The sequence below is a fragment of the Roseinatronobacter sp. S2 genome, assembly GCF_029581395.1.
Classification (GTDB): Bacteria; Pseudomonadota; Alphaproteobacteria; order Rhodobacterales; family Rhodobacteraceae; genus Roseinatronobacter.
On record NZ_CP121113.1, the window covers coordinates 2,344,472 to 2,357,014 of the forward strand.

Here is a 12,543-nt window from a genome sequence, read left to right on the forward strand (position 1 = left end):
CATTGTGAAACATATGTTTCACTCAGATGTGAACGACAACGGCTTCCCGCGCGCGGGGAACATCTCATGGCCTGCATCAAACGCGGTGCCCTGGGCCAACAAACACATACGCCCGTCGGGCAAGGTGACCGTGACAGTCCAGTCCGTGCTGTCGGTTGCGGCGAACATTTCCATCACCGCGCGCCCCGCCAGACCAATGGCGCGGCGCGATTGCGCAGCGTCAGCCAGCAATTTCAAAACATCCGCGCGCGGGGCACAGGACAAACCCTGCGCCTGAACCGGTGCGGCCAACAGGGACACGGCTATCGCAAGGCAGGCAGATTTCAGACGCATAATTCAAGACCTTTCGCATGGGGTATGGACCGAAACTCAAGTCTGCCACGCCCCTTGCCAAAACGCGGTAAAGGCACCGAACGCACTGGTCTGCATTGGAAAAGCGCCACTTTGCCGCAATGCAGCAAAACAGGGCTTGCCAAATGTAACCGAAACTGGTGTTTTGCACGCAATATTATTACGAGGAGAGACTCATGGACACGCGCCCCTTCCGATCGGTTCTGTATATTCCCGGCTCCAAGGAGCGGGCGCTGGAAAAAGCCACCGGCCTTGCAACAGATGCCATTATCTTTGATCTGGAAGATGCGGTCGCGATTGATGAAAAGCCAAATGCCCGCAAACTGCTGACTGAGACGCTGTGCGCGCTGGACTATGGCAGGCGCGCAAAACTGGTGCGGATCAACGCGCTTTCCACGCCATGGGGCGCGGATGATCTGGATGTGATAGCCACGGCAAAACCCGAAGCGATCCTGCTGCCCAAGGTGGACAGTGCAGCCCATGTAACGCAGTTGGCCCGCCTGCTGGACGCCCGCAGTGACACCGCACACACCCGCATCTGGGCGATGATCGAATCCCCCCTTGGGGTGCTGAACGCGCTGGACATCGCGCAGGCCCCGCGCATGGCCGGGTTCATCATGGGCACGAATGATCTGGCCAAGGATATGGGGTGCCGGTTCCGGGCGGACCGCATGCCTCTGCTGACGGCGCTGCAACTGCCCCTGATGGCGGCCAAGGCGGCCGGAATCGTGGCGGTGGACGGGGTCTATAACGCGTTCAAGGATGAAGAGGGGCTGCGCGCGGAATGCCAGCAGGGCCGCGACATGGGCTTTGACGGCAAGACGCTGATTCACCCCGCACAACTGGACATTGCCAACCAGATTTTTGCGCCATCAGATGACGAAGTGGCCCTTGCCCGCCGCCAGATCGCCGCATTTGAAGAGGCGACAGCAAAAGGCGAAGGTGTGGCGGTCGTGGATGGTAAGATTGTCGAAAACCTGCATATTGTGACCGCACAGCAAATCCTTGCGAAGGCAGACGCCATCGCATCCTTTACGGAGTAGCCATTATGGGAACCATCCTTCTGATCCTTGGCGTTGCCCTATGGGCGGGCGCGCATCTGTTCAAGCGACTCGCACCGGAGCGGCGCGCGGGATTGGGCGACAAGGGGATGGGGGTGGTTGCGGTTTTGTTGCTGGCATCCATCGTGGTGATGACCATCGGCTACCGCATGGCAGACCCGATCTGGCTGTGGGTATCGCCGCCATGGATGACACATCTGAACAACCTGCTGGTGTTCATAGGGTTCTATCTGTTCGCCGTATCTGGGTTGAAAACCGGCCTGCACCAGCGCATTCGTCACCCGCAACTGTCGGGGTTCAAGGCATGGGCACTGGCGCATTTGCTGGTTGTGGGCACAGTGCAGGGCGTCATCCTGTTCGGCGGTCTGCTGGCATGGGCGGTGGTATCGGTGATCATGATCAACCGCGCAAACCGCGACTGGACGCGCCCGCCCGAGGCCGCGATGTGGAAAGAAGGCGTAGCCGTTGTGGGCGCGCTGTTTGCGATGCTGGTGGTGGGCCAGATTCACGGCTGGCTTGGCCCCTGGCCTTTTGGGGGGGTAAACCCCTGACCTTTTTTGGGGGAAACCCCTGGCCTTTTGGAGGATAAAAAATGCGCGCCTACAGATTGCTGACCGCAGAAGACACATCTGCCTTTTGCCACAAGGTCACAGATGCCCTGTCCAAGGGCTGGGAATTATATGGATCGCCCGCCTATGCCCATGATCCGGCAACCGGCACGATGCGCTGCGCGCAGGCTGTCATCAAGGATGTGGCGGGGGCGTATGACCCCGATGTGCGGCTGGGCACCTTGTGAGACGACAGGAACTGCCGCAAAAAAGTTGAGTATTTGTAGCAAGATGAAGAGGGCAGGATGAGCAAGACCACCGCGGGGCGTTTCTTTGAGGATTACCGGATCGGGCAGGTCATCGACCATGCCGTGCCGCGCACGGTATCAGGGGGGGAGCGTGCGCTGTATCACGCCCTATATCCCGCGCGGGGCGCACTGTATTCATCGGATGAATTTGCGCGCGCCTGTGGCCTGGCCGCCAGCCCTGTGGATGATCTGATTGCCTTTCATATCGTGTTTGGCAAATCGGTGCCCGATATCAGCCTGAACGCAGTCGCCAATCTGGGCTATGCGGCGGGGCGGTTCCTGCGCCCTGTCTATCCCGGTGACACATTGCAAAGCCGCTCTGACATCATCGGGCTGAAGCAGAATTCAAACGGCAAATCCGGCGTCGTCTATGTGCGCACGCGCGGGCGCAACCAGCGCGGCGATGTGGTGCTGGAGTATGTGCGCTGGGTGATGGTGCGCAAGCGCGACCCGGATGCGCCTGCCCCCGGGACACTGGTGCCGGATCTGCCGCAGGTGGTGGCAGCGCGCGATCTGGTGATCCCAGAAGGGCTGGATTTTACCAGTTACGATTTCACCGCCGCGGGCGAGCCGCACCGCTGGGGCGATTATACCGTGGGCGAGCGGATTGACCATGTGGACGGTGTCACCCTTGAGGAGGCCGAGCATATGCTGGCCACGCGGCTGTGGCAAAACACCGCCAAGGTCCATTTCGACGCCACATTCCGCCCCGATGGCAAGCGGCTGATCTATGGCGGGCATATCATATCACTGGCACGCGCGCTGTCGTTCAACGGGCTGGCCAATGCACAGATGATCGCGGCCATCAATGGCGGCGCGCATGCAAACCCCTGTTTTGCAGGCGACACGGTGCGCGCATGGTCCGAAGTGCTGGACCGCGCCGAGACCCCTGCCCCCGGTGTCGGTGCATTGCGGTTGCGGCTTGTCGCCACCAAAGGGGCGGCGGGCGTGTTGCGCGGGGATGATGGAAAATATGACCCTGATGTGCTGCTGGATCTGGACTATTGGGTGTTGGTTCCACGCTAGGACACGGCCCCGAGTCGCAGGCATGGCGATAGGTGATCACAAGGCCACCCATTATGTGATCACAAGCTGGCATCGTGTGATCACATAATTCATTTTGCTTGCTTTTTTATTACAAACCGCACGGATTTTATGGCGCAAACCTGCCTCGGCGCGTGACATTCTGATAAAATCCGCTATTGAATGGGGCAGAGCTAAGGCACTTGAGCCAGGCTGCCATTTGCAGCCCTGCCATAGAAAAGGGAGCCATCCATGGCCGACGTGAACAGGGGCAACCGCCCGCTTTCCCCGCATATGCAAATTTATCGCCTGCCGCTGGCTGCCGTCTCGTCGATCCTGAACCGGATTACGGGGGTGGGCATGGCGCTTTCGGCGATGCTGATCATCTGGTGGTTCGCCGCCGGCGCATTCGGCGCTGCATATTTCGAGTTCGTTGACGGATTGCTGACCTCTGTTATTGGCCATCTGGTGATGATCGGCTCGCTGGCGGCACTTTGGTATCACATGCTCAATTCCATCCGTCACCTGATCTGGGATACAGGCCGCATGATGGGCATCGATATCGTCGAGAAAACGACCTATGTGGTCTTCGCAGGCACTGTCGTTCTGACATTGCTGACAATCATCATCATATAAGGGGCGCGCAACATGGGGTTCAAAACAGCTTATGCCCGCGTACACGGGTCCGGTTCCGCAGGCGAAGGGTCACATCACTGGTGGTCCCAGCGTATCACGTCGGTCGCGCTTATCCCTTTGACATTGCTGTTCATCGTGCCGTTCGGGCGGGCATTGGGGTCAGGGCATGACGCATTTGTCGCCACCTATTCCAACCTGTGGCACGCATTGGTCGCGATTTTGTTCATCATCGCGGTTTTCGCGCATTTGCAGCAGGGCTTGCAAACGGTGCTGGAAGACTATGTGCCAAACAAGGCCGCGCGCACAGTGTCGCTGCTGGCCAACACATTGCTGTGCTGGGCGTTCGGCGTTGCCGGTGTCCTGTCGGTTGCATCCGTCCTGTTCAGCGCCTGAGGGAAAGACATGTCTGCTTACAAGATCGAAGAACATACCTATGATGTGGTCGTGGTGGGCGCAGGTGGCGCAGGGTTGCGCGCGACACTGGGCATGGCCGAACAGGGGTTGAAAACCGCTTGTGTGACCAAGGTTTTCCCGACCCGCAGCCACACTGTGGCTGCACAGGGCGGCATTGCCGCAAGCCTGTCGAATATGGGGCCGGACCATTGGCAATGGCACATGTATGACACCGTCAAGGGGTCGGACTGGCTGGGCGATACGGATGCGATGGAATATCTGGCGCGCGAAGCCCCCAAGGCCGTCTATGAGCTGGAGCATTACGGCGTGCCGTTTTCGCGCACCGAAGAAGGCAAGATTTACCAGCGCCCCTTTGGCGGCCACACGACCGAATTCGGCGAAGGGCCGCCCGTGCAGCGCACATGTGCTGCCGCCGACCGCACTGGCCACGCCATGCTGCACACGCTGTATGGCCAGTCGGTCAAGCAAAAGGCCGAGTTTTTCATTGAATATTTCGCAACCGACCTGATCATGTCCGAAGATGGGGTGTGTCAGGGCGTGCTGGCGTGGAAGCTGGATGATGGCACGCTGCATCTGTTCAGCGCCAAGATGGTGGTTCTTGCCACGGGCGGTTATGGCCGCGCCTATTTCAGCGCCACATCGGCCCATACCTGCACCGGTGACGGAAACGGGATGGTGGCACGCGCGGGCTTGCCGCTTCAGGATATGGAATTCGTGCAATTCCACCCGACCGGCATTTACGGTGCAGGCTGCCTGATTACCGAAGGCGCGCGCGGCGAAGGCGGTTACCTGACCAATTCCGAGGGCGAGCGTTTCATGGAACGCTACGCGCCCCATTACAAGGATCTGGCCCCGCGCGACTATGTCAGCCGGTGCATGACGATGGAAATTCGCGAAGGGCGCGGTGTTGGCGCAAATGGCGACCATATCCACCTGCACCTGAACCACCTGCCGCCCGAAACCCTGAAACTGCGCCTGCCCGGTATTTCCGAATCCGCGCGGGTCTTTGCGGGTGTTGACGTGAACAAGGAACCTATCCCCGTTTTGCCAACGGTGCATTACAATATGGGCGGGATTCCGACCAATTACTGGGGCGAGGTTCTGAACGCCGATGCTGAAAACCCCGACCGCGTGTCACCGGGGCTGATGGCTGTGGGCGAAGCGGCCTGTGCCAGCGTGCACGGGGCAAACCGCCTTGGGTCGAATTCGTTGATTGACCTTGTTGTGTTCGGGCGCGCAGCCGCCATTCGCGCCGGTCAGGTTGTGGACCCCAAAGCGCCCAACCCCAAGCTGAACAAGGCCAGCGTGGACAAGGCGCTGGAACGCTTCGACAGGTTCCGCAATCTGGACGGCGCTGTGCCGACATCGGACCTGCGGCTTGAAATGCAAAAGGCCATGCAGTCGGATGCGGCGGTGTTCCGCACCGATAAAACGCTGGCCGAAGGGTGCCGCAAGATGCAGGACGTGGCAGGCAAGATGGCTGACCTGAAGGTCACCGACCGCAGCCTGATCTGGAACACCGACCTGATGGAAACGCTTGAACTGGACAACCTGATGCCTTGCGCATTGACCACCATTGTGGGCGCCGAGGCGCGCAAGGAATCGCGCGGGGCGCATGCGCATGAGGATTATCCCGACCGCGACGACGCCACATGGCGCAAGCATACGCTGGCTTGGGTGGATAACACATCGGTCCGGCTGGATTACCGCCCTGTCCATACAGAGCCGCTGACGCTGGAAGCTGATGGTGGCATTTCGATGCAGAAAATCGCCCCTGCCGAACGTAAATTCTGACGGGTCGGGCGCAGATGGCTTTCATCAGAAAACAGGTTTTGACGGGTCCGAGAGTGCAGACAGGGCTGGCCTGTGCCGCACTTCTGGCACTGTCCGCCTGCGCCGATATGCAAGACCAGCTGGCGCGCGACGCGGCGCGTAGTGTCGTGCGTCCGGCGCTGGCCGATAACTTTCCCGGCGTGCCGTTGGAACCTGCCAGCGATTGCGTGATCAACAACGCCAGCGCAAGCGAACTGACGCGGCTTGCACTGGCAGCGGGGCAACCGACCATCAGCCCCCAGACAAATGCGCTGGTGGTCGAAATCGCCACGCGCCCCGAAACGATTAGATGTCTAGCCACAGACGGGCTTGCCCCGTTCCTGCTTTAAGGAGGCGAAAATGGTCCAACTGACCCTGCCCAAGAATAGCCAGATGCGCATCGGCAAGACCTGGCCCAAGCCAGAAGGCGCCACAAACCTGCGCAAGTTCCAGATTTATCGCTGGAACCCCGATGACGGGGAAAACCCGCGTGTGGACACTTATTTTGTCGATATGGACACATGCGGCCCCATGGTTCTTGACGCGCTGATCAAGATCAAAAGCGAAATCGACCCCACGCTGACCTTTCGGCGGTCCTGCCGCGAGGGGATTTGCGGGTCTTGCGCGATGAATATCGACGGCGGCAACCAGCTGGCCTGTATTTTCGGCATGGATGAGGTGAAGGGCGATGTAAAGATCTACCCGCTGCCGCATATGCCGGTGGTCAAGGATCTGGTGCCTGACCTGACGCATTTCTATGCGCAGCATGCGTCCATCAAGCCCTGGTTGGAGACCAAATCGAACACCCCCGCCAAGGAATGGAAACAGTCGATTGAAGATCGTGAAAAACTTGACGGGCTTTATGAATGTGTGATGTGCGCGTGTTGCTCCACGTCCTGCCCAAGCTATTGGTGGAACGGTGACCGCTACCTTGGGCCAGCAGCCCTGTTGCATGCCTATCGCTGGATCATCGATTCACGCGATGAAGCCACGGGCGAACGGCTTGACGATCTGCATGACCCGTTCAAGCTGTATCGGTGCCACACCATCATGAACTGCACCAAAACCTGCCCCAAAGGGCTGAACCCCGCCAAGGCCATTGCCGAAGTCAAGAAAATGATGATTTCGCGCACGCATTGACGCCAGGGCGCTGGGTTATCGGATCAAAGGCCGGTCGCATTTGCGCCGGCCTTTATGATGAGTGTGAAGCACAAACTTGATTATGTGACAGCGGATGAATCCGGTCCAGCGACCGACTGGCCATCTTACCGTCCTACGTAACCAATGGTCAGTTCTGGCCTTTTGCGGACATCGGGAAAGCCCCAAGGCGCGGAGCAAAGGGCGCAGCCCGCCGCGCCATCGGCGGGCCGTCCCGCGGCCTGCCGATTTGGCCAGCGACACGCCAAGCGATTTAAGTAAGGGATATGCAGCTTGCATAAACTGCGCGTCTCAAATGCCGGACCGGCAGACCCCGGCCCACCGTTGGTGCAGGCTTAGTCCCCGCGCGAATGTCCCCTTCAGGCCTGCCCCCACCCGCCAACGGTGTTGCCTCGACCGGACATGAACATGGTCCAGACCCTCGCCACCACCGTTGCAGCGGGGAACGCTTGCGCTGGTATCAGTCACATACCTCGGATTGCCGCGCTATACAGGTTTGCGCCAGTGCGCCCGCATCTGCCTGCGCATCGGGGGGCATGACATCGCGCAGCGCCGCGATCAGGTCCTGCGCAGGATCGTGGCCTGCGTTTTGCGCGTTCAGCGCCCATGCCAGCGCAAGGCGGTAACTGCCCCGCCCGCCCCGACCGCGTGCCTGCATCAGCGCCAGATTATACATTGCAGGGGCAAAGCCCGCATGGGCTGCGCGCAGATACCAGCCGCGCGCGGCGGCGGCATCCTGCGCCACGCCGTGACCTGCCGCCAAGGCGCGGGCCAGTTCAAATTTCGCCGCAACATGGCCTTGCCCTGCGGCCTGTTCGAACCAGTGCGCAGCCTGTTGGGGGTGCCCCCCCTCCATCAGCAGGGTCGCCAGCGCGAATTGCGCCTGTGCGTGACCTTGCTGTGCGGCCTGTTCATACCAATGCCGGGCTGCATCGGGGTCACCTTCACCTGCCAGCCCCTGATCAAGGATAAGCCCCGACATGAATTGCGCAGTCACATCACCGGCCTGCGCGGCCCGTTCATACCAATGTTCAGCCTGCACCCAATCATGCCGGTCAAGCGACAGGTCCGCCAGCGCGATTTTCGCGGGCAGGTATCCGGCCTGTGCGGCCTTGTCCAACCAGTGATCCGCCTGATCTGTGCCAATACCACCCTGCCCTGCAAGCGCCAGAACGCCCAGATTGTATTGCGCCAGCACGTCCCCGCGCGATGCCAGCGGTTGCAGGATCTGCACCGCGCGGTCACTATCGCCCCGATCCAGATATGCCAGCGCATCATCGACGCGCAATTGCGCATTCGCGCCTGTGGGGTGCGCCATCAACGCCAGCGCCACACATACCATTCGTATCACGTTTCCCGCGCCCCGTATTTGCCCTGCTTTCGGTTTCTATACTTTGGGGTCGGGGCGCTGTCACGCCTTTGTGACATGCGCGCGACAGCTTGCGCCAGTGATGCAGGGACTTTATGCGTAGCGCACGAAAAGGAGGCCCCATGACACCCGACCAGATTGAAGCGCTTTTCACCCGTTCCGATGGCAGTTTTCTGTGCGCACGCTGGGGCCGGCCCATCGTGCCGGTGATCTTCGGGGTGGAAGATGCCACGCTCGCCACCATCAAGGGCGCGATTGAAGCGGTTGTGGCACTTGCCGGTCACAAAATGGCGGAAACCGATCCCGAACTTGGCGCAAACCTGATGGTTTTTGTCTTCAGGGACTGGTCGGAATTGCTGGATGTGCCCAATCTGGACCGGCTGGTTGACGGGCTGAACCCACTGGTTGCGCGGTTGCGCGCGGCAGGGGCGAACCAGTATCGCGTGTTCCGGTTTGACGAGCGGAACGCAATCCGCGCGGCGTTCGTGTTTGTGCAGATGGATGAGGCATTATCCGATGTGCCCGCCGATGTTCTGGCACTGTCACAGGCGGTGCAGGTCATCCTGCTGTGGTCTGATCGTGCATTCACAGACATGTCGGCGCTGGCGGTCCATCAGGGCCAGACCATCCTGCGCCCCGAGATTGCAGGCGTTATCCGTGCGGCCTATGATCCTGTCCTGCCCGCTGTCTCTGATGACCGCACCCATGCGCTGCGCCTGTCTGCGCGTATCCGTGCGCATCAATAGGGGATTGTGGGCCTTTTGCGGACATCGGGAAAGCCCCAAGGCGCGGAGCAAAGGGCGCAGCCCGCCGCGCCATCGGTGGGCCGTCCCGCGGCCTGCCGATTTGGCTGATGGCTGGCCAAGCCTTTGAAGTAAGGATATGCAGCCTGCATAAACTGCATTCTTATAATGTCGGATCGGCAGACCCCGACCCACCACTGGCGCGGGCTTTATCCAAGCGCTAATGACCGCAAAAGGCCAGAATTCCCTCCCCTTGCAGCCCTCAAGCGCTTTCGGTCTTGCCCAGCACCGGTGCGAACTGGCACAAGCGGGCCATCCCTGCGCCCAGCGAAAGGTCCGGTTCATGAAAATCGCCAGTTTCAACATCAATGGCATCAAGGCCCGCGCGGGCGCGCTGACGCGCTGGCTGGATGACGCATCGCCAGACCTGCTGGTGATGCAGGAAATCAAATCCACCGATGAGACATTCCCGCGTGAGTTGATAGAGGATCGCGGCTATAATCTGCACACGCATGGGCAAAAAGGGTTCAACGGCGTGGCCATTGCCAGCAAACTGCCGCTGGAAGATGTGGTCTGCGGCCTGCCCGGCGATGAGGACGATGTGCAGGCCCGCTGGATAGAAGCCACAGTCACAGGCGACAGCCACGCGCTGCGGGTGTGCGGGCTGTACCTGCCCAACGGGAACCCGGTTGAGCTGGACACGCAGGGCCAGCCGGTGGCGGGCGGCAAATACGCCTATAAGCTGGCATGGATGGCCCGCATGGAGGCGCGCTTGCGCGATCTGCTGGCGATGGAAATACCGCTGGCGGTGATGGGGGATTACAACATCATCCCGCAGGCCGAAGATGCCGCGCGCCCCGATGCATGGACGGAGGATGCGCTGTTTCGCCTGCCATCACGCATGGCGTTCCGGCGCATGGTGCATCTGGGGTTTACCGATGCCTTGCACGCCGTCAATCCGGCGCCGGGGCAATACACGTTCTGGGATTATCAGGCGGGGGCGTGGGCGCGCAATGACGGCATCCGCATTGACCATATCTTGCTGAATGCCCATGCCGCCGATCTGTTGCGCGATTGCCGGATCGACACGGAAACGCGCGCGGGCGAAAAACCCTCAGACCATGTGCCCATCTGGGCGGAACTGGCCGTATAGCGCATCATCCTGTCCGGGCACCGCGCTGATTTGGCCGGGGGGGGCCGCAAGGGACAGCCGCTTAAAACTCCCGCGTTGCGCCAAGTGATGCACGCAGGTTGCTGAAGGACCGTGACGGAATATTGCTGTCCTGACGTTCCACGCCCAGATGCAGCACAGGGGCAAACCCCTGCACTGTCAGTTCGCGGTGCATCAGCGATGCGGTCAGGCTAACATTGGTATCACGCGCGGGTGCAAATTGCGGCAATAGCGGGTTGGACGCGGCATATTGGGTCTGGGATGCAGCCACGCTAAGGCCCGTGGTTATGCCACCTGTATGCGCATATTGCCCGCCAAAATTCACACCTATATCGCTGCGCGTGTTGAAATCCATGGTCGCGTTCATCTTCGACAGCGTCACGCCCCCGTCCAGCCGGATTTGCGGGGTCAGAATATGGATTGTGTTGACAGACAGCGCCGTGCGCCACCCGTCCATCGCGTCATTGGCAACCTGCGGGTAACGCAACCTGTCGACATTTGCCCGCAGCGACACATGCGTGCGCGCCCCGAAACGGCGTTGGAAACTGGCATAGACACCAACCCCTTCCATAACGCGCCCCGCATCCGTGAACGCCGCCTGCAACGTTATGCCCGCACCAATCTGGCGGCCATGATCACCCAATACCACCACACCCAGTTCATTGCGCAGACGCCAACTGTTCAGGCGGCTTTCTTCAAACACCTGCCCGTTGGCCATGAGATGCACGCGCCCGCGCAAATCCTGCCCCAATCTTGGCAACCAAGTCGCCCCGAGCCCCAGATCCACACCGACCCCGCGCTTGACAGGGGCCAGCGGCAGGGGAATGAAACCACCGACCATGACATGGCTTTCGCCGGACGCCCGCGTTGGGTTTGTTTGCGGCACAATGGCAAAACTGGCATGGCCCTGCCACGTCTTGCGCCGGTCCATGGCGGTCATGTATTCCTGAATGGCCGCGATTTCCCCCAGCGACAACTGCCCCGCCAATGCGCTGTCGAAATGAAACCTTGCGCGTTCATCCTGTTCGGTCAGGTAAAGCGCGCGCGCCAGTTCCAGCCGGAACCGTGTGACCTGCGGGGCAAGGGTGACAGTCCGTTCCAGATGCGGCAGCGCGGTGCGCGGGGCGTTTTCGCGCATATGCGACAGGCCGATAATCCACGCCTGTTCAACTTCATCCTCTGCGGTCTCAATAGTCGCATTTTGGGCGGCCACACGCGCGGTGGCGAAATCTTCGGCCACCATCAACCGCCCGGCCCGTTCCAGCGTATCTGCCTGAAGGCTGCCAGCGGCACACCAAATCACAACCGCAAGCGCCAGAGCCTTGTCTGAAAAATACATTTTACTGCTCAATACTGCAGCGACATTCGCCGCCATTTTTATGATTTTCCTGATTCTTTCGCAATTTTCGGCGCAAGTCAATCAAACTGCACCGCCTGCCTGCATATCTTAACCGCTGGTCAATGAAATTGACGCAGTCTTGTCCGGCACAACAATTCTGACAGGCCATGCCATGCGCTACCGCCCACGAAGACAGCACCTGACCACACCGGTGGGAATAATCCGTGACGGCACACGATTTCTGTCGCATCTGCTCGATCTTTCCGATGCGGGCTTGAAGCTGCAAACCAGTCTGGAAACCCGACCGGGCGAAGTGTTGCAATTGCATGCGAAAGGGGCTGTCGTTATGGCCGAAGTGCGCTGGATCAAGGGCAACCAGATTGGTTTGCAATTCACCAAGGGCGGGTCTGCTGCGGACAAGTCGCGCTTCCTGCTGCGCCTGATGCCGGAAAAGCACCATGTCACCGGCGCAAGGGTCCACGGGTTTACCGAATTATAGCGGCAGAATGTGCGCCCGTGGGGTGGTTGATCAGGTTGCAGCGGGGTGGTTTTGGGGCTGAAGCTGACACCCCAAGGCGCGGGATCAAGGGCGCGGGCTGTATCCAAGCGT

The 12,543-nt window shown here is 60.3% G+C and carries 15 protein-coding genes; 12 read left to right on the top strand and 3 right to left on the bottom strand.

Going from position 1 to position 12,543, the window contains the following annotated elements:
- Positions 1-18 precede the first annotated feature (18 nt).
- Positions 19-333 carry a hypothetical protein gene (locus P8S53_RS11190; protein ID WP_277804050.1) on the bottom strand — a complete coding sequence of 105 codons (315 nt, stop codon included), beginning with the start codon at positions 331-333 and terminating at the stop codon, positions 19-21.
- Between the two features lie 194 nt (positions 334-527).
- On the opposite strand from P8S53_RS11190, the gene P8S53_RS11195 reads away from it, so the two are divergent.
- The 9 genes from P8S53_RS11195 (at position 528) to P8S53_RS11235 (ending at position 7,293) form a co-directional block, all read left to right on the top strand.
- Complete coding sequence (locus P8S53_RS11195; RefSeq protein ID WP_277804051.1) at positions 528-1,394, top strand: CoA ester lyase; 867 nt, start codon at positions 528-530, stop codon at positions 1,392-1,394.
- 5 nt (positions 1,395-1,399) lie between these two features.
- A complete protein-coding gene (locus P8S53_RS11200; RefSeq protein ID WP_277804052.1) occupies positions 1,400-1,963 on the top strand; it encodes an NnrU family protein in 564 nt (187 codons plus the stop codon).
- A 41-nt stretch (positions 1,964-2,004) separates the two neighbouring features.
- Positions 2,005-2,208, top strand: a complete 204-nt coding sequence (locus P8S53_RS11205) for a DUF1737 domain-containing protein (RefSeq protein WP_277804053.1) — start codon at positions 2,005-2,007, stop codon at positions 2,206-2,208.
- Between the two features lie 57 nt (positions 2,209-2,265).
- Positions 2,266-3,294 carry a MaoC family dehydratase gene (locus tag P8S53_RS11210; RefSeq protein ID WP_277804054.1) on the top strand — a complete coding sequence of 343 codons (1,029 nt, stop codon included), beginning with the start codon at positions 2,266-2,268 and terminating at the stop codon, positions 3,292-3,294.
- 249 nt (positions 3,295-3,543) lie between these two features.
- Positions 3,544-3,927 (top strand): succinate dehydrogenase, cytochrome b556 subunit, encoded by a 384-nt coding sequence (sdhC, locus tag P8S53_RS11215; RefSeq protein ID WP_277804055.1) that lies wholly within the window; start codon positions 3,544-3,546, stop codon positions 3,925-3,927.
- A gap of 12 nt (positions 3,928-3,939) precedes the next feature.
- Positions 3,940-4,320 (top strand): succinate dehydrogenase, hydrophobic membrane anchor protein, encoded by a 381-nt coding sequence (gene sdhD / locus P8S53_RS11220; RefSeq protein WP_277804056.1) that lies wholly within the window; start codon positions 3,940-3,942, stop codon positions 4,318-4,320.
- A gap of 9 nt (positions 4,321-4,329) precedes the next feature.
- Positions 4,330-6,135, top strand: coding sequence for a succinate dehydrogenase flavoprotein subunit (gene sdhA / locus P8S53_RS11225; RefSeq protein ID WP_277804057.1), 1,806 nt, complete (start codon positions 4,330-4,332; stop codon positions 6,133-6,135).
- A gap of 14 nt (positions 6,136-6,149) precedes the next feature.
- A complete protein-coding gene (locus P8S53_RS11230) occupies positions 6,150-6,503 on the top strand; it encodes a hypothetical protein (RefSeq protein ID WP_277804058.1) in 354 nt (117 codons plus the stop codon).
- Positions 6,504-6,513: 10 nt separating this feature from the next.
- Complete coding sequence (locus tag P8S53_RS11235; RefSeq protein ID WP_306417798.1) at positions 6,514-7,293, top strand: succinate dehydrogenase iron-sulfur subunit; 780 nt, start codon at positions 6,514-6,516, stop codon at positions 7,291-7,293.
- Positions 7,294-7,771: 478 nt separating this feature from the next.
- Here the strand turns inward: P8S53_RS11235 and P8S53_RS11240 are convergent, their stop codons facing one another.
- Positions 7,772-8,653 carry a tetratricopeptide repeat protein gene (locus tag P8S53_RS11240; RefSeq protein WP_277806704.1) on the bottom strand — a complete coding sequence of 294 codons (882 nt, stop codon included), beginning with the start codon at positions 8,651-8,653 and terminating at the stop codon, positions 7,772-7,774.
- A 149-nt stretch (positions 8,654-8,802) separates the two neighbouring features.
- On the opposite strand from P8S53_RS11240, the gene P8S53_RS11245 reads away from it, so the two are divergent.
- Positions 8,803-9,426, top strand: coding sequence for a hypothetical protein (locus P8S53_RS11245; RefSeq protein ID WP_277804059.1), 624 nt, complete (start codon positions 8,803-8,805; stop codon positions 9,424-9,426).
- 340 nt (positions 9,427-9,766) lie between these two features.
- Positions 9,767-10,576 (top strand): exodeoxyribonuclease III, encoded by an 810-nt coding sequence (gene xth, locus P8S53_RS11250; protein WP_277804060.1) that lies wholly within the window; start codon positions 9,767-9,769, stop codon positions 10,574-10,576.
- Positions 10,577-10,637: 61 nt separating this feature from the next.
- On the opposite strand, the gene P8S53_RS11255 is transcribed toward xth, so the two are convergent.
- Entirely contained in the window at positions 10,638-11,933 is a 1,296-nt protein-coding gene (locus tag P8S53_RS11255) for a surface lipoprotein assembly modifier (RefSeq protein ID WP_277804061.1), read from the bottom strand.
- A gap of 139 nt (positions 11,934-12,072) precedes the next feature.
- Between P8S53_RS11255 and P8S53_RS11260 the strand changes: the two genes are divergently transcribed.
- Positions 12,073-12,432, top strand: coding sequence for a PilZ domain-containing protein (locus P8S53_RS11260; protein WP_277804062.1), 360 nt, complete (start codon positions 12,073-12,075; stop codon positions 12,430-12,432).
- The last annotated feature ends 111 nt before the right edge of the window (positions 12,433-12,543 follow it).

Bases quoted from the DNA above. Each gene is read 5' to 3' on its own strand.
- P8S53_RS11190 (WP_277804050.1), bottom strand. From the start codon at position 333: ATGCGTCTGAAATCTGCCTGCCTTGCGATAGCCGTGTCCCTGTTGGCC.
- P8S53_RS11195 (WP_277804051.1), top strand. From the start codon at position 528: ATGGACACGCGCCCCTTCCGATCGGTTCTGTATATTCCCGGCTCCAAG.
- P8S53_RS11200 (WP_277804052.1), top strand. From the start codon at position 1,400: ATGGGAACCATCCTTCTGATCCTTGGCGTTGCCCTATGGGCGGGCGCG.
- P8S53_RS11205 (WP_277804053.1), top strand. From the start codon at position 2,005: ATGCGCGCCTACAGATTGCTGACCGCAGAAGACACATCTGCCTTTTGC.
- P8S53_RS11210 (WP_277804054.1), top strand. From the start codon at position 2,266: ATGAGCAAGACCACCGCGGGGCGTTTCTTTGAGGATTACCGGATCGGG.
- sdhC (WP_277804055.1), top strand. From the start codon at position 3,544: ATGGCCGACGTGAACAGGGGCAACCGCCCGCTTTCCCCGCATATGCAA.
- sdhD (WP_277804056.1), top strand. From the start codon at position 3,940: ATGGGGTTCAAAACAGCTTATGCCCGCGTACACGGGTCCGGTTCCGCA.
- sdhA (WP_277804057.1), top strand. From the start codon at position 4,330: ATGTCTGCTTACAAGATCGAAGAACATACCTATGATGTGGTCGTGGTG.
- P8S53_RS11230 (WP_277804058.1), top strand. From the start codon at position 6,150: ATGGCTTTCATCAGAAAACAGGTTTTGACGGGTCCGAGAGTGCAGACA.
- P8S53_RS11235 (WP_306417798.1), top strand. From the start codon at position 6,514: ATGGTCCAACTGACCCTGCCCAAGAATAGCCAGATGCGCATCGGCAAG.
- P8S53_RS11240 (WP_277806704.1), bottom strand. From the start codon at position 8,653: ATGGTATGTGTGGCGCTGGCGTTGATGGCGCACCCCACAGGCGCGAAT.
- P8S53_RS11245 (WP_277804059.1), top strand. From the start codon at position 8,803: ATGACACCCGACCAGATTGAAGCGCTTTTCACCCGTTCCGATGGCAGT.
- xth (WP_277804060.1), top strand. From the start codon at position 9,767: ATGAAAATCGCCAGTTTCAACATCAATGGCATCAAGGCCCGCGCGGGC.
- P8S53_RS11255 (WP_277804061.1), bottom strand. From the start codon at position 11,933: ATGTATTTTTCAGACAAGGCTCTGGCGCTTGCGGTTGTGATTTGGTGT.